General features: G+C 53.3%; 14 protein-coding genes and 2 pseudogenes. 3 read left to right on the forward strand and 13 right to left on the reverse strand.

The annotated features are described in order from the left end of the window. Positions 1-238 precede the first annotated feature (238 nt). A complete protein-coding gene (locus ACLIN2_RS22665) occupies positions 239-655 on the forward strand; it encodes a VOC family protein (protein ID WP_411502201.1) in 417 nt (138 codons plus the stop codon). Positions 656-719: 64 nt separating this feature from the next. On the opposite strand, the gene nagA is transcribed toward ACLIN2_RS22665, so the two are convergent. Further along, positions 720-1,892: an N-acetylglucosamine-6-phosphate deacetylase gene (nagA, locus tag ACLIN2_RS22670; RefSeq protein ID WP_411502202.1), complete on the reverse strand. Its 1,173-nt coding sequence runs from the start codon at positions 1,890-1,892 to the stop codon at positions 720-722. A 217-nt stretch (positions 1,893-2,109) separates the two neighbouring features. Between nagA and ACLIN2_RS22675 the strand changes: the two genes are divergently transcribed. Then, positions 2,110-3,042 (forward strand): GNAT family N-acetyltransferase, encoded by a 933-nt coding sequence (locus ACLIN2_RS22675; protein ID WP_411502203.1) that lies wholly within the window; start codon positions 2,110-2,112, stop codon positions 3,040-3,042. 104 nt (positions 3,043-3,146) lie between these two features. Here the strand turns inward: ACLIN2_RS22675 and ACLIN2_RS22680 are convergent, their stop codons facing one another. The 9 genes and pseudogenes from ACLIN2_RS22680 to ACLIN2_RS22720 all read right to left on the reverse strand — a co-directional run bounded on the left by ACLIN2_RS22680 (position 3,147) and on the right by ACLIN2_RS22720 (position 9,470). Further along, positions 3,147-4,223 carry an NAD(P)H-dependent flavin oxidoreductase gene (locus ACLIN2_RS22680; protein ID WP_411504581.1) on the reverse strand — a complete coding sequence of 359 codons (1,077 nt, stop codon included), beginning with the start codon at positions 4,221-4,223 and terminating at the stop codon, positions 3,147-3,149. A 34-nt stretch (positions 4,224-4,257) separates the two neighbouring features. Continuing rightward, entirely contained in the window at positions 4,258-5,286 is a 1,029-nt protein-coding gene (locus ACLIN2_RS22685) for a VOC family protein (RefSeq protein WP_092274558.1), read from the reverse strand. A gap of 246 nt (positions 5,287-5,532) precedes the next feature. Further along, on the reverse strand, positions 5,533-6,099 hold the full coding sequence (locus ACLIN2_RS22690) for a DUF1273 domain-containing protein (protein ID WP_411502204.1): 567 nt from the start codon (positions 6,097-6,099) through the stop codon (positions 5,533-5,535). Between the two features lie 148 nt (positions 6,100-6,247). Further along, positions 6,248-7,033 carry a DeoR/GlpR family DNA-binding transcription regulator gene (locus ACLIN2_RS22695; protein ID WP_411502205.1) on the reverse strand — a complete coding sequence of 262 codons (786 nt, stop codon included), beginning with the start codon at positions 7,031-7,033 and terminating at the stop codon, positions 6,248-6,250. A 13-nt stretch (positions 7,034-7,046) separates the two neighbouring features. Continuing rightward, positions 7,047-7,211: pseudogene (locus ACLIN2_RS22700) on the reverse strand (saccharopine dehydrogenase); the annotation flags it as partial. 2 nt (positions 7,212-7,213) lie between these two features. After that, a pseudogene (locus tag ACLIN2_RS22705) lies at positions 7,214-7,387 on the reverse strand (aminotransferase class V-fold PLP-dependent enzyme); the annotation flags it as partial. Next, complete coding sequence (locus ACLIN2_RS22710) at positions 7,374-7,625, reverse strand: hypothetical protein (RefSeq protein WP_411502206.1); 252 nt, start codon at positions 7,623-7,625, stop codon at positions 7,374-7,376. The pseudogene ACLIN2_RS22705 and the gene ACLIN2_RS22710, both read right to left, overlap by 14 nt. 231 nt (positions 7,626-7,856) lie before the next feature. Next, positions 7,857-8,552: an aspartate/glutamate racemase family protein gene (locus ACLIN2_RS22715; protein ID WP_411502207.1), complete on the reverse strand. Its 696-nt coding sequence runs from the start codon at positions 8,550-8,552 to the stop codon at positions 7,857-7,859. A 51-nt stretch (positions 8,553-8,603) separates the two neighbouring features. Continuing rightward, positions 8,604-9,470 carry a sugar nucleotide-binding protein gene (locus tag ACLIN2_RS22720; protein ID WP_411502208.1) on the reverse strand — a complete coding sequence of 289 codons (867 nt, stop codon included), beginning with the start codon at positions 9,468-9,470 and terminating at the stop codon, positions 8,604-8,606. 111 nt (positions 9,471-9,581) lie between these two features. On the opposite strand from ACLIN2_RS22720, the gene ACLIN2_RS22725 reads away from it, so the two are divergent. After that, complete coding sequence (locus ACLIN2_RS22725; protein WP_411502209.1) at positions 9,582-10,511, forward strand: TIGR01777 family oxidoreductase; 930 nt, start codon at positions 9,582-9,584, stop codon at positions 10,509-10,511. Positions 10,512-10,581: 70 nt separating this feature from the next. Here the strand turns inward: ACLIN2_RS22725 and ACLIN2_RS22730 are convergent, their stop codons facing one another. The 3 genes from ACLIN2_RS22730 to tynA form a co-directional block, all read right to left on the reverse strand. After that, positions 10,582-12,054: a protein adenylyltransferase SelO gene (locus ACLIN2_RS22730; RefSeq protein WP_411502210.1), complete on the reverse strand. Its 1,473-nt coding sequence runs from the start codon at positions 12,052-12,054 to the stop codon at positions 10,582-10,584. Positions 12,055-12,261: 207 nt separating this feature from the next. Continuing rightward, positions 12,262-13,734, reverse strand: a complete 1,473-nt coding sequence (locus ACLIN2_RS22735; RefSeq protein WP_092274529.1) for an aldehyde dehydrogenase family protein — start codon at positions 13,732-13,734, stop codon at positions 12,262-12,264. Between the two features lie 45 nt (positions 13,735-13,779). Next, entirely contained in the window at positions 13,780-16,086 is a 2,307-nt protein-coding gene (tynA, locus tag ACLIN2_RS22740; protein ID WP_411502211.1) for a primary-amine oxidase, read from the reverse strand. Positions 16,087-16,136: the final 50 nt, after the last annotated feature.

Consider the following 16,136-nt stretch of genomic DNA (forward strand, 5'->3'; position numbering starts at 1 on the left):
TGGAAATCATTCGTGTGTAACCGGTACCATATTTGATGCTTACACTATACTCCTGCTCAAAAAAAGCTGTCAATACTTTTTTGCAGAAATCCCCATGCTACGTCTTTTTTTGAAAAGGAATTTTTCTTTCGGGGAGTATGCATTCCCTGACAGCTGCTGTCAGTCTTTCTCCTTTATGATGGATACATATGGATGAGAGGAAGCCAGACCAAACCACTTTCATGAGGAGGCATGCTTTATGAATGAAGGAAGAACCTTGCGCGGCATGAGTACCGTCATTTTTTGGGCGGAGGACCTGGACGCAGCAACGAAATGGTATACCGAACTAGTTGGCATCGAGCCGTACTTTCGTCGACCAGGCTACGTCGAATTTCGTATCGGCGACTACCAGCACGAGCTGGGCATCATCGATAACCGTTATGCCCCTGCGAAGTCAGGAGCTTCCCCCTCCGGAGTTGTTGTCTACTGGCATGTTGACGATGTGACAGCCACTTATGAGAAGCTGCTGCAGATGGGCGCACAGCCGCATGAGAAACCACAGGACAGAGGGGCTGGCTTTATCACGGCTACCGTCATTGATCCCTTTGGAAACATTCTCGGCATTATGTACAATCCTCACTACCTTGAGATTTTAGACGCCCAAAAGCAAGCTTGAAATGCCAAAGAGCAGCCTGATCCACTTCGATCAGACTGCTTCCTTTGTGTCTTCCATGCCATCTCTAGTTTTCGTTTGCTCGATAAACGTTCTGTCCTGCCACAAACGTAGCCTGCACCTGAAATGCCTTGTCCAAAATGACGATGTCCGCATCGTAGCCGGCCGCCAGTCTCCCTTTGCGGTCCGCTATGCCGAGGATCGTTGCTGGGGTCAGGGAAGCCATCTCGACCGCTTCCGGCAATGGCACTCCGCTTAGCGTCACCATATTGCCTACCGCCCGGTTCAGGGTCAAAATGCTTCCCGCCAGCGTCCCATCCGCGAGCTTGGCTTCCTGACCTTGGACGTGAACCTCCTGCCCGCCAAGGTCGTAGGTTCCTTCTCCCATCGCCGCAGCTCGCATCGAGTCACTGACCAGCGCAAGACGCTCAGCTGTTTTGACGCGATACAATATTCGCATCACAGCAGGATGCACATGGATGCCATCGGCGATCAGCTCCGTGCTCAGCTGCTCGTGATACATCGCCGCACCTACCACTCCTGGCTCGCGATGATGCAAGCCTGTCATGGCGTTGAAGCAGTGCGTGAAGTGACGCACTCCTGCTTCGACAGCCTCAGCCGCTTGGGCAAAGGACGCTCCGGTATGCCCAGCTGATACGATGACCCCACGATCTTTGAGCCAGGCGATCGCCTCCAATGCCTCTGGCTGCTCTGGAGCAATGGTGACGACCTTAATCAGTCCTTCTGCTTTTTCATAGAAATGCCGCACCGCATCCAGCGTTGGAATCGCGATGTTCTCTTCCTTTTGCGCTCCTTTATAACGCGGGTTGATCCACGGTCCTTCCAGATGGATCCCCGCTACCTGCGCCCCTACTAAGCCTACCCGTTTTTGCTGGGCAATGTTCTCCAACGCGGTTTCCAGTTCCCCATAAGGCGCTGTCATCGTCGTGGCTAAAAAGGTCGTAACGCCAAACCTTGTTAAAGCACGAGAAATCTCCTGCAGCGACTCAGGTGTCCCGTCCATCGTGTCACAGCCGTTGATACCGTGCATATGCAAGTCGATGAAACCAGGAGCAATCCAGCCTTCTCCCACTTCGATCACTTCGGCAGGCAGAGCTTCGCGATACGTATCTGCTTCCCCCACGAACTGGATGGTCCCTCCCGCCACGACGACCAAACCGTTTTCGATTTCCTCGCCACTCGCAAGTACCGTCCCTCTCAGGGCGATTGTCTGATTCATGCTTTTCCCCTCCGCATTGCTGCCATGCAAATCTTTTTCGGACAGATTCGTGTCATTCCGATTATAGCACTTGAAAAATAACAAAACCAAGGTACGTGCAAGAACTAGATTGACTGGAAGGAATTTTCTCACTATGATGAGTTAGTAACTACCAAAAATAAATACGAAGGTTACATACACCAAATTACCTAAGGAAGCCGAGGGGGAGAATCCACACATGTATACCGTGCGCCGCGTTGCCATGCATGAGCTTTCTGATTTTGTCGCTGTCTTGACGCCTCCAGAACGGCACGCCTCCATTCTTGCGTATGTGGAGCATATGTTTTCGCAAGGCGCTATGCGTCCTGAATGGTGTTTTCTCGTGGAAAAAGAGGGTGAAGCACTCGGGCGTGCTGCGTTTTGGACGCTCCCCGGAAAGGACGTACCTTCGGATATTGTTCTGCTCGATCTTCCCTGGGAGGATGACGCGTGTGGCGACCAGCTGTGGCAGTATCTGCTGCTGATGTGCAAACAGCTAGGTGCCGAGCAGCTGGGGTATGTGCTGGATACGCCAGCTATGGCCCCGCAATGGCAAGAAAGTGGGCCGACTCGACAGACGTTTTTAAAAAAGAAAGGGTTTCATCTGCAGCGGGAAACCTCCCGTTTCGAATGGAAATCCGACGAGCCTCGCAGTCAGGAAGCAAACGGAGGCATTCTGTTTCGCAGCTTGTCGGAAGTAGGGGAAGCTTCGTTCATCGATGCGATCATGCGCGGCTCCGCTTCCACTCTCGACAGACAGATTGCGCAAGAACGTGCCGACCTCGGTCCCTATCTCCAGGCAAAAGAGATCTTTCACGACCTGCAAAGCATGACTTATGAGGCTCATTGGTGGGAGCTTGCCTATACGCCAGAGAACGAGCTGATTGGATTCGTCATGCCGACCAAAAGTCCCACGTTTGCGACGATTGGCTACATCGGAGTCCTCCCTGAATTCAGAGGGCGCGGCTACGTGGACGTCCTGTTGAACCGGGGAGTGATATCACTTGTGCAAAGTGGCGAGCGCTACATCCGGGCCGATACGGACTTGCACAATGAACCGATGGCAAACTCCTTTTTTCGGGCGGGATTCCATCGTTTTGCCCAGCGCAGCGAATACCGGGTCCGCTTTTGAGGAAGACAGCAAAAAGGGTGTGATCGTCTATGCAATCACACCCTAATCCAAACGCTTTTCCAGCTCCAGCTCATCCTGCAGCGGAATTCAAAGCTGGCAGATCCTCATTTTTTGAGCAACCCCTGGCATACCCGCTCTGTTTCCTCGACAAGCGCAGCAACCAGCTCCCCTGCAGACATTTCCCGGCTAAGCGAAGCTGCCTGACCTGCCCACATCGATAGATACTCTGTTCTGTCCTGCTTCGCTGCCGCATTTCGAATATCGCGCGTCAACGCATTTTGTACCGGATAAGGTGGCAGCTCGTGATCATGCGGTGCCAGCAAGGTCATGAACTCATTCTCGATGCCTCTGGCCGATTTACCGGAAAAGGCACGGGTAATGACCGTCGCCTCATCACTCGTCTCACGAACAGAGCGCTTGTACTGCGGATGAGCTCCACTCTCTACGCAGGTCAAAAACGCGGTGCCCAGCTGTACGGCTTGCGCTCCCAGTGCAAACGCAGCAGCAATCCCCCGGCCATCCATGATCCCTCCCGCTGCAATGACGGGAATGTCCACACGATCCACAATCTGCGGTACCAATGCCATCGTACCTATCAGATTGCTCGGTGAATCTGGCAAAAACGATCCGCGGTGCCCTCCGCCTTCACTTCCTTGGGCAGCAATCATATCGACACCGCTGGCTTCGAGGGCGATCGCTTCCCGCATGGTGGTTGCTGTCCCAATCGTGGTGGTTCCCCGCTGCTTCAGCTCAGCAAGCCAGCGCTTTTCCAATACGCCAAAGGTAAAGCTGAATACGGGTACCTGCTCCTCGAGTACGACAGCCATCTGCTCTTCAAACGGTTCCGCAAAACGGGTTACCTCTGGATCAGCCGGTATGCCCAGCCGGTCGCGAACCTCGTTCATTACGCTTGAAACCGAATCAGCTACAGGCTGGCTGCCGTCGTAGCTCTCCGGGATGAACAGATTGACGGCAAAGGGCTTTTCGGTCCGAGCACGAATCGCGCGGATCGCGTCACGCATCTGTCCTGCACTCATATACCCTGCACCCAGCGTTCCGAGTCCACCTGCTTCCGAAACGGCTGCGACCAGCTCCGGAGTCGTCGTTCCACCAGCCATGCCCGCTTGAAGGATCGGCAATTTCACCTGCAATCGAGTCGTTATCGCGTTTGCCTGCCACATCATTCCCCACTCCTCCCAAATGGTTTCACGCAATCTATACCTGATGTCGGATCAAATCAAGAAAATGCGCTAGCACACGCGCAGTCATTCCCCAAATGACACGTCCTTCTACCTCGTAAAACAAATGCTCGATCGTTCCCGACCGCCATGGATAGCGTTCTCCCCCTGGAATCAAATGGAATGGGAAATCCTTTTCGGGCTGTATGTAGCTCGAAGTTTTATGAATGGCAGGCTGCATCCCCAGCAAGGTATCCAAGGCGATCACGAACACTTCTCCTACCTCGTCCGGATTCGGATTCATGTCTGCGATGCCTTCCAGATAGCCGACAAACGGATAAATACTGCCCCTGCCCGGACCAAGCAGGATGTCCAGTGACCCGATCAGCTGAATGCGCGACTGCGGCAGCCCCAGCTCCTCGCTTGTCTCACGACGGGCCGTAGCCCAGCGCGATTCGTCCCCTTCCTCTGTGCGTCCTCCGGGGAAACAGACTTCGTTGGCTTGACGCCGCATCGTGCTTGCCCGCTTTTCAAACAGGATGCCCAACCGCCCACCTTCCATAGGTACGAGAGGTAACAGGACGCTGAAAGAGCCGTATCGCTCGTCCCCCATGATGCTTGACTCCCGTCCTTTGAACAGGCTGCTGATTTTCTCCACAGTTGGGTCAGGGTGAACAGGCTGTTCGCGCACTCCCTCATTTGAAATCTCAATGAGGTTTCCATCCGGGTCACGCACGTACACCGAAAGTATGGGACCATTGGCTCCCGTCCGCTCAACTGGACCCTCTATGACTCTTACCCCACAGGCTGTCATGTGCGTGATGACCTGTTCCAATGGGACGGATGTGAGAAAACAAAGATCTGCAGAGCCTGGAGCAGGATGCTGTGCTTTCGGTTCAAACTCATGGCCGGCCTGATGCAGGTTGATTTTTTGCTGGCCGTATTGCAAAGCCCACCTGCCTCTACCAAAGGTGACTGGCTTCATCTGGAGGACTTGCTCGTAGAACCGACAGGTCGCCTCTATATCCCGAACCGTTAAGACAAAATGGTCCAGTCTGTCAATCATGTGCATCTCTCCTACGTCATTCCCTTTTCTATCTACTGGCTTGACACCTCCTATTATACAATCTTTTTCCATACCACACGTACCGTTTTGGCAATTGCGCTGCTGCGAAGGTGAAACGACATTTGCAAAATACGTACAGAAAGCTGGGCGTCTCGAACAGGACGGAGCTGTGCTATAAACTGAAAACGAACTGATGAAATTCGAAAAGCCACCTTCCTCGGCGGCTTCTCATGCTGGTTATTTCGTTTAGAAATGGTCATTGTACAATTCCTGCTGCTGTTCCTCAGCAATGGCCTGCAAGTCATAGGCATTAATGCGAAATAACTGATAGTCGCCTAGATCCGCTCTTTTTGCGGCGAGCTTACTTAGAAACTTCGGGGAACCTTCGTTTTCTTCATCGTACACTAACAAGATCCCGTCTGAATTGGATAGCAAGAATTTGTCTTTCTCTCCGAGCTGCCAGGCTCCCTGGTACGGTGATTGATAGACACTATTGAGATAGTCCGCTTGCATCACAATATTCCGGTAGTAATCCTGTGTCTCTTCTTTCCACTTTTCCTCTTGATTCAAAAACGGAGTAATGACCGCCAGCTTCAGCTGAGGATAGTCTTTTTTTAATTCCAGAACGATTTCGGCAGCCCACATTTCTATCCCGAGCTGACCGGATATGATCACCCATTCCAGCTCGTCCTCAAGGAATCTTACGAGTTCCCGCTTGAGCGCTTTCTTAATAATGGATAGCCCCGGATTTTTTTCATTGAAAATGCCAAGCTCGTGAGCCTTGTAGCCTGAAACAAATAACCGTTTTAGCATGATGCCACCTCTCGTTTACAAGAAGCTCTAGCCAATGCGACTCCTCTTTTTCTTATCGTAACACAAACTTGAATGACACAGAAAACGCCATGGAAAAAGATGATCCTCTCCCTATTGGGAAAAAACCGGTCTACACTTGTCCATCTTGTTACTCAGCTACGAGCCAGGTCACGTTGTGGGCTTGCAGTTCTTTGCTCCAGTCAGCAGGCGCTTTCGTATTGCTGATGACGATATCGATTTCCTTCAGCTCAGCCACCTTGGACAGTGTGCTGATTCCGATCTTGGAATGGTCCGCCAAGATGATGCTCTCGTTTGCGTTTTCGATAAAACGTTTTGCCAGCACTGCCCGCTCCGGATCATAGCAGGTAATTCCTTTGTGGATGAGCAAGCCGTCTACGGAGAGGAATGCCTTGTCCACGAAAAAGTCTTTCATCATTTGTTCAGCAAAGGAGCCGCCCACCCGATGATGCTTGGCGTTTACTTTGCCGCCCAAAAAGTAGATCTCGGCGCTGAGCAAGCCGCCGTTCTGGTACTCGATCAACATGTTGAGTGCGGTGATGGAGCTGGTGAGGATCGTCAAATCTTTTTTGGTGGACAGGAAAGTGATCATTTGCAAAGGAGTCATTCCTTCGTCGATGACGATCGTGTCGTTGTCCTGTACCAAATCTGCGGCTGCGCGGCCGATCCGCTTTTTCTCCTCGGCACGCAGGACTTCCCGGCTCATATGGGACGGCTCCGTGCGATCCAGGTTCAGCTTGACCGCTCCACCGTATACACGCTTCAGCTTTTTCTCCGATTCGAGCTCTTCCAAATACCTGCGAATGGACTCCGACGAAACCTGCAGCTTTTCTACCAAATCGTTGGTTCGTACCTTACCGTTTGCGTTTACCAGTTGCAAAATGATCTGCTTACGCTCTTCTCCGAACAACGACACGCTTCATGTCCCCCTATGATTGTGCTACCAGCTCTGTGATCTCCTCGTGGATGACGATCTGGCGCTTGGCTAATTCAGCAAAAATGACTGCCGGATCAAAGGCCTCTTCCGGAGTGATGACTCCTGTTTTGTTGACTTCACCCTTGGCGATCAGCTCTGTGGCAATCGCCATCGGGATGCTGTTTTAGCGACAATGAAGCCAAAACCAGGTACACCCTGAATACATTTGTTTGCGCTGGAGATCAGGTAGTCGATATGCAGGTCTGTGATGTCCATCGGTACACCACCGAAGCTGCTCATGGCATCCACGATAAAGGTTTTGCCAAATCGTTTGGCTGCCTCACCGATGCGCTTTTTGCGCCTCATCGTGACTCTTTTTGATCGCGCCGATCCCTTGACCTGCCGTTCCTACACCCGCACACAAAGGCAGACCTTCACTCTCTGACCATTCCCCCACTACATCAGCGACCTTTTGACACAGCTTATCGACATCCTCCCTCGAGGACATCATAGCCAGCAGCGTGACCTTGTTGTGGTAGCCAAAGATGAGCAGACGATTCGTTTCCAGCTTTCTTTTGATGCGTGCAATCAAACCGCACCACCATCCGAAGTTTGATGTAGATGAGCGCTCCATGCTGAACATCGGGAAGCTTTTTATCGGAATCGTACTGGATTATTTGGCAGTCGAGTAGCTTTGGATGGAACACATAATCGGCAGCCCGTCTCTTCACCCGTTAAGAAGCAGGCTGCCTTTCTTCCTTCATCCATTCAAAAAAAAGACCACGCAGCAAATGCTGGTGACCTTTTGTAGCCATATCGGTTGCTATTTTTCCAGGGCAGCTTCCACAGCGGCAATCGCGTGAATCTCTGTCGTATCGTACACCGCCACAGAGCAGTCCGTTTGTGTAATCAACAGACCGATTTCCGTGCACCCGAGGATTATGGCCTCCGCGCCTTCTTCGATCAGTTTATCGATGATGCGCAGGTAAACCTGCTTTGACTCCTCACGAATGATGCCCCGGCACAGCTCCTCGTAGATGATCGCATGCACAGCCTCTCTTCCCGCTTCATCGGGGAGCAGTACCTCCAGCCCGTGCTCCTGCTGCAGACGACCGGTATAAAACGCTTGCTCCATTGTAAAGCGTGTAGCGAGCAAGCCGACTCGTTGATACCCGTCCGCTTTGATCTTGCCCGCTGTCGCATCCGCGATGTGAATAAACGGCAAAGAAGAAGCCCCCTGTATCGCATACGCCAGCTTGTGCATCGTATTGGTGCAAAGGACGATCATGTCTGCTCCTGCTGCCTCCAGACTGCGAGCGGCATTCGCCATATGCGTGCCAGCTTCCTCCCACTTTCCTGCATGCTGCAGCTCTTCTATCTCAGCAAAGTCGACCGAATACAGGATGCATTTCGCCGAATGCAAGCCTCCCAACCGATCTCTCACCGCTTCGTTCACCTTTTGATAGTACACCTGGGAAGACTCCCAGCTCATGCCGCCGATCAGTCCAATTGTTCTCATTCCCACTCCCCCTCCATGTTCTCATTCTTCCTTTATCTTCTCATCGTTCTCTCATTTCTCCTGCCCTGATAGCCCTCGAAATTCCGTCTTTACCCATGCCCTCCCCTTGCTCGTATCGAGTGAGGTATCAAGCGGAATCCCCAGCTCTCGGGCTTTTTCAGCAGACAAGATCTCCCCATGTACCAGCTCGGGAGCATAGCCGAAATCTTTCGCCATGCTCCGGCAAAACGTGTAGTAGCTCGCTTTTTCCTCCGGTCCCAAGTGAAGGGTGCCTTTGTGCGAGCTTGTCACGAGTTCTGCTACTGCACGGCCCAAATCCTCCACATGAACGAATGACTTGTACAGATTTTGAGTGCGTACGACTCCTCTGCCTTCCTGAAGCTCGCTGACCAATGCCTTTGTCCGTTTGTCCCAGATGCCTTGCACATTCTTTCCATAGATGGGTCCAAAACGCAGAATGAGGTGATGATCATGCTGTTCACGTACCTTCTGCTCCCCCATGATTTTGGCCAGGCAGTAGCCTGCCAGTGGATTTCTTTCATCCAGCAGCTCCCATTCTTCTTGCTCGGTGAACGGGCCTGACTTATTGCCGAACACGCCATCCGTGGAAAGATAGATCAATTTTGCCTGTTTCGGTATATGGGCGAGCAGTACCCGCATGCCTATTTCGATCAGCTCTTGGGCATCCGCGCTATCATTCCCCCGAAGTGCCCATATGAGGACGTCCGGTGAAGCTGCAGAGACCAGCGCCGCAAAAGTCTCTGCGTCCTTCACATTGACCCGAGTCCATCCCGGCTGGATCGCGCCCGAAAAGCAGGTGGCGACTACTTCATGCTCTTGGCTCGCCCTCAGGCAGCTGTCTATTTGCGCACCCAGATAGCCGCTTCCCCCCAGCAGCAGGATCCGTTGCCTTTTCATCGCATCCCCTCCCCTTCCTCTGTCCATTCCCTGTTTATTCCAGTACAATATACCTCAGAGAGCCCACCATGATCTACCAAAAAGAGGAAGGTCCGAGAGGGGGATGTTACCATGAGTAAAAAAATCGTGCTGGCTGGCGGCTCCGGCTTTCTGGGAAACGCCTTGGCTGATTTTCTCGCTGCAAAGGGATTTGAGGTCGTAATTCTGACTCGAGGGAATTCTCGGGCAGCTGGATCTATCCGCTATCTGCAATGGGATGGCGCGACAAGAGGAGCTTGGACAGATGAAATCGATGGCAGCTATGCCGTCATCAACTTTACCGGCAAAAGCGTCAACTGCTTGTACACGCCCAAAAACAAAGAGGAAATCATTCGTTCTCGCCTGGATTCCGTGCGAGTCCTGACCGATGCGATTCTGGCAAGCGCAAAGCCTCCCGCTGTCTTTGTGCAAGCCGGCTCTCTCGCTATTTTCGGCGATACGCTGCAGGAATGCGACGAGAATGCCCCGCATGGCACAGGCTTTTCCGTGCAGGTTTGCCAGCGGTGGGAGCAGGCGTTTTTTGAACGCGAGCTGACGCATACACGCAAGGTCATGCTGCGGATCGGCTTTGCGCTGGGGAAAAATGGCGGTGCCCTCGAGCCTCTCGCCAAGCTTGCTTCGATGCGACTCGGCGGCACTGTCGGCAGTGGGAATCAATACATTAGCTGGCTGCATGTAGATGACTTGAACGAGATGTTTTTCTATGCCATGGAAAACGAGCAGGTCAGCGGCATTGTCAATGCTACGGGTCCAAAGCCGGTTACCAACCGTGAGTTCATGCAGACGCTTCGCAAGGTATTGAACAAGGGCTGGGCTCCTCCGACTCCTGCACCCTTCGTCTGGCTCGGCGCTTATCTAGTCATGCGAACGGACCCTAGTCTCGCTTTGACTGGCCGCAATTGTGTCCCGGCGAAACTGCTAGAGAGCGGCTTTTCCTTTGGTCACACCGATCTAGAGGCAGCGCTGCGAGATCTGCTCGTACCGGAGAAGGCCAACGCGTAAGCTCTCTGTAGAAAATCAAAAAAGGCAGCGATAGACCTTTCCGTCATTCGCTGCCTTTTCGTATTGTGCATTAGGTCCCGCAATAGGTTTGATAAGGATAGTGCGAGGGTGCAGGCAAAGCCGCGTACTCTTCCTGATCGGTCGTATACGCAAACGGCCTTGCAAGCACGTCCAGCAGCCTTTCCAGCACGCTGAAATCTCCTGTCACTGCCGCGTCCAACGCTGCCTCTACGCGATGGTTGCGAGGGATGACAGCTGGATTGTTCTGGCGCATCAGCTGCAGAGATTCCTCCTTGGACTGCGGCTGTCTGTCCCACCTTGCTTGCCATTGCCCCAGCCATTCGGTAAATTCCGGTGTGCCAAACATCGCCGACTCTTGCGGCTTATCCAGCGTGAGGGCTCGGAACGTATTCGTATAGTCGGCTTTCTCTTTTTCCATCAATTTGAGCAAGCTCTCTACAAGCGATCCGTCCTGCTCCTCTTCCGTAAAGAGCCCCAGCTTCGCCCTCATCCCATTTAGCCATTCCCCCGTATACCGCTCGGCAAAACCTGCAAGTGCTCCTTCTGCCGCTTTGACTGCCTGCTCCTGATCGTCATGCAGCAGCGGGAGAAGCGTTTCCGCAAATCTCGAGAGATTCCACACGGCAATATACGGCTGATTCGCATAGGCGTAGCGCCCCTGCTCGTCAATCGAGCTAAAGACGGTGGCTGGATCGAACGTGTCCATGAAGGCGCACGGGCCGTAGTCAATGGTTTCTCCACTCAGGGCCATGTTGTCAGTGTTCATCACGCCGTGAATGAAGCCGACCAGCTGCCATTTGGCAATCAGCGCAGCCTGCCGTTTGATCACTTCTTTCAGAAGGAACAAATAGCGGTTTTCCCCCTCGTCCGGTTTCGCAAAATGCCTCTCGAGGGTGTAGTCTGCCAAGGCCTGCAGCTCCTCCTGAGTCCCCCATTTGGCGGCATATTGAAACGTGCCTACGCGAATATGGCTGGCAGCCACACGAGTCAAAACGGCACCGGGCAAATACGTTTCGCGAATGATATTCTCGCCCGTGGTCACGACAGCCAGGCTGCGCGTGGTAGGTATCCCAAGAGCGTGCATCGCTTCGCTGATGATGTACTCGCGAAGCATCGGCCCAAGTGCCGCGCGCCCGTCGCCACGCCGGGAATAAGGCGTCCGTCCCGCCCCTTTCAGCTGAATGTCAAACCGCTGTCCATCCGGTGTCACTTGTTCGCCGAGCAGGACCGCCCTGCCATCCCCCAGCATCGTAAAATAGCCGAATTGATGCCCGGCATAGGCTTGCGCCAGCGGCAGAGCACCTTCGGGAATCTGGCTGCCTGCAAGAGCTTCCACGCCATCCTCCCTTTTCAGCGCATCACTATTTAACCCAAGTGAACCTGCCAAAGCTTCATTCAGGATGACCAGCTTTGGCGAGCGAGCAGGGGTTGGCGGTTGCTCGGTAAAGAAGGTTTGAGGCAAACGAGCATAACTGTTGTCGAAATTCCATCCAGCACTGCGACCTGCTTTTTTCTCTGTCATTGTAACTCCTTTTTCTATGCGTCATTGGGTTTGCAGCCTTCTATTTCTGCACAGAATTGCCCTTATTATTGTTTACTTTTGCCATTCTATTATAACGTGTTACGTGCACCAGACGCGTGCCCTTTCCGCTTTCAAAGTGTAGGGAATGAAAAAAAGCCTCCCTGCATGAGGAAGGCTGATCGCACCTTGCTGTAATCTTGCTCTCTTTTATACCCCGTACCAGTTCAGGCCTTGCTTGCCCAGGTCGACCCAGACGCTCTTCGTATGCGTATACATGTCCATCGCCTGCATCCCCAGCTCGCGACCAAAGCCGCTCTGCTTCGTACCGCCAAACGGTGTGGTGCTGTCGAGCATGGAATACGTATTGATGTACACCGTTCCTGCGTGCAGGCCACGTGCCATGCGATGTGCGCGTTTCAAATCGTTGGTCCAAACACCGGAAGCGAGTCCATAGGTCGTTTCGTTAGCCAGACGGAGCGCGTCCTCTTCGTCCTTGAAGCGAATGACCGAGATGACCGGACCAAAAATTTCTTCACGGGCAATGGTCATGTTGTTCGTCACATTTTCAAAGATGGTTGGTGTGAAGAAATAGCCGGTGCCTGCCTGCGGATTGCGTTTGCCGCCCAGCACGAGGTTGGCTCCTTCCTCCAGTCCCTTTTCTACATAGTGCTCGATCCGCTCCAGCTGAGCCATCGATACTTGTGGACCCATTTGCGTGGCAGGATCGAGCGGGTTGCCGACCCGAATGGTTTGCGCCTTTTTGCTGAAAGCATCTAGGAAGCGGTCGTAGACGCTGTCCTGTACGAACAGACGAGAACCCGCCGCGCACACTTGGCCTTGCGCAAAGTAAATTCCGAAGAGGGCGCCATTCACGGCATCGTCCAGCTCTGCGTCGGCGAAGACGATGTTTGGCGATTTGCCTCCAAGCTCAAGTGTTACAGGCTTGAGATGCTTGCTTGCCGCCTGCATGATCAGTCTGCCTGTCGAGGTCGAACCCGTAAAGGCGATTTTGTCTACATCCGGATGAGAAGACAGCGCGTCTCCCGCAACGGCGCCGAACCCGGGAACTACGTTGATGACGCCATCCGGGATTCCCGCTTCCTGAAATACCTTTGCCAGCTCCAGCATGCTGATCGGCGTCTGCTCCGCCGGCTTGATGACGATGGTGTTGCCCGCTGCCAGAGCCGGAGCCAGCTTCCACATCGCCAGCATGAGCGGGAAGTTCCACGGCACGATCGCGCCAATGACGCCTAGTGGCTCTCGCAGCGTGTAGTTGAAGCGATTTCCCGGAGAAGCCAGCGTCTCTCCCTGCACTTTGTTGGCGAGTCCCGCGTAGAATTCCAGCACGTCGATGGTTGCGGGCATCGCAATGTACTTCGTTTCGTTGATCGGCAAGCCGTTGTCACTGGACTCTACCTCTGCGAGATAATCGAGCTTCTCCCACATTTTTTGTGCGGCACGGTACAGCAGCCTGCCGCGATCACTTGGCGCCATTTCCGCCCAAGCTCCGGTTTCAAACGCTTTGCGCGCAGCTTTTACCGCCAGATCAACGTCCTGCGCCCCCGCTTCAGCCACCACGCCGTTTACTTCTCCCGTCGCCGGATTGAACGAATCGAATGTCGTGCCTGACAAAGCATCTACCCATTTTCCATCAATGAACAATTGGTATGATTGTGCCATCTTAAACTCCCCCGATTCCCATTTGATTGATCTTACATGGCAGCGCTACTTTTTCTCAGGCAAGTCCAAGGTAGGTGTCTGATCGAAGAAATTCCACGGCTTGAGCATCGCGTGCACCCACTCCGTCGGCATGATCGGCCATTCCTCTGCCCGAGCTACGTGCGTCGTGCCCGTGGTCATCCACACCACATTATCTGTGTTCTCGATGGAGTCGTTGTTTGCGGTAAACTCCTTCAAGCCTGTATCCGTCTTTGCACGGTTCGGGTATTCTCCCTCTGGATAGCGCTCGTCTGGATTGTATTTGGTGACCCAGATTTGTTTGTCCATAAAATTCACGCGGTTGTACAGCCACTCGTCCTTGCTGAACATAGCTCCTTTTGCCACCGGATGTGTTCCTCCAGCGTACGGCATGATCTGATAGGAAACCGGGTTTCCGACTTTGTTTTCCTTGGAAGGATTGCTCAGCAGGCGAATCGTGGACGGGTCAAAGGTCTGGATTGCGTCCTGCTCCGTGGTCACGGTCTTTTGCTCGGTAACAATCACGCTCTTGCGCGGACCACCTGCTGTATTTTCGGCGATCTGCGGATTAACCTCTGTCAACGTATTGTTCTCGCCATCCACATCGAGATCGAGGCGGAAGTTGTAAATGTGCTGGTGAGTCGTTCCGACGATGTTGTGATCGATCAGCGTGCCGTAGCGGGTATCCTCCTTCGCAGTCGGATCGTGCATCGTGGAGGATTTCACGGCCTTCACTGCTTCGATACCTGTCGCGCCCACATCGATCTTGATCGTTCCGTTCGGAGACAGGATCCAGTCGAAAATGTAGTCGTAGTTGCCCACTGTACTGATCCAGCGAACGACCAGCTCACGGCGCTCGCGGCTCACGTTGTCTTTTCCCATCTCCTGGTGCTTGAATTCCGGTCCGGCGTATTGCTCAAAGATCGCCATGGCATTTGGAATCGTGTACGGGTTTCCGTCGTTGTCCGAGATGGTCGCCTCAAGCAGCTGCGCGTTATCCGGTACGTCCGTACCCTTTTCCAGCGGAGAGGTCAATACTCCCATCCCGTAGTCCCCGGAGTCCAGATACGCTTTGAAATACCAGCCCACGTCCGGATCGCCATAAGGAACAATCATCCCGCCCAGCGAGCCCTCGTACATGATTTTGCGCTTGATGCCATTGTCGTTGTACGTCATCGTCGACAGGACGGGACCTACGCGTGAATCCATCCGGAGGTGGAAGTCCCAGTTGCCCCAATGGATCGTATTACCGTCAAAGCTGTAGTTTTTCCCTTGCGGCTCCGTGATCGTGAGCGGCTTGACGTTTTGCTTCGCTTGCTGGCTGCGGCCATCGTAAGGAGTCGGCTTCAAAGGCACCGGGATTACGCCTGCGTCTTCGATCTTGATCACTTTCTTTTGCTCCAGGTCCACGATCGCTACCAGATTTTCGATCGGGTGCGCCCAGTAGTTTCCGTCTCCCACATCCAGGTAAGAGACGACCTTCAGCAGACGCAGGTCCTGCTTCAAGCCATCTGCCTCGTTGAAATACCCGACGGTGAGCGGAGTCGCAACTACCTTTTTCACGTCATTGATCCCCCGTTTTTTCAGGGCATCCGCATACTCACTGCTCTGCTCGATTGCGGCTTGGACAGTCTGGAAGTCATCCAAGATGACCATCCCGTGTGCCCCCTCGACTTCCTTCCAGGAGACGAGCTTCTTCGTCGCGAGGTTTACCTGTGCCTCGATGACCTTTTTGCCATCCAGCATCACGACATTCGCTTCTCGCTCAAATGCGCCCTTTTGCCCGTATACCCAGCTCCATACCTTGGCTTTTTCCGGCTCCTTCAACGAGATTTGCGTAAAGCGCATGCTCTGTTTATAGGATTCGGACGCTTTGACAGCGCTTACAACACTGTTAATCTCTTCTGCTGTCAACGGATTCAAAGGATGCTCCACCTTTTGAACCGAAACCGTCTGATCCAGCTCGGATTGGAATACTTCGTTGAGGAAATGATGCGTTACGTACAACGATCCATTTTTATAGACAACGGGCGCCTCCAGCTGGATAGAAGTACCATTTACCAGCACCTGTGACTGATTCGGCTTCAATGTTACAATGGTGCCACTGCGCTTGACCTGTGCCGTTTGGGTTTTGCTATCCCACGCAACGGTGCCTCCGAATTCCTCCACCATCTCCCGGAGTGGAAGGTATTCTGCCTCTCCGCCATGGGCATTTGCCTTCTGCGCGAATGGCACTGACGGCGACAGCGCAAAGGTTAAAGCCGTTCCTAAAGCTGCCGTGGATAGGACGAGTTGTTTTGGCAGCTTCTTTCTTTCGCTTTTCTGTGGATGCATGAAAGATCCCCCCGCTTGTTCGTGTTTACACGCTCATTGTAGGGGCAGGC

Origin of the sequence: Brevibacillus centrosporus (assembly GCF_046622605.1) — a bacterium.
Classification (GTDB): domain Bacteria; phylum Bacillota; class Bacilli; order Brevibacillales; family Brevibacillaceae; genus Brevibacillus; species Brevibacillus centrosporus.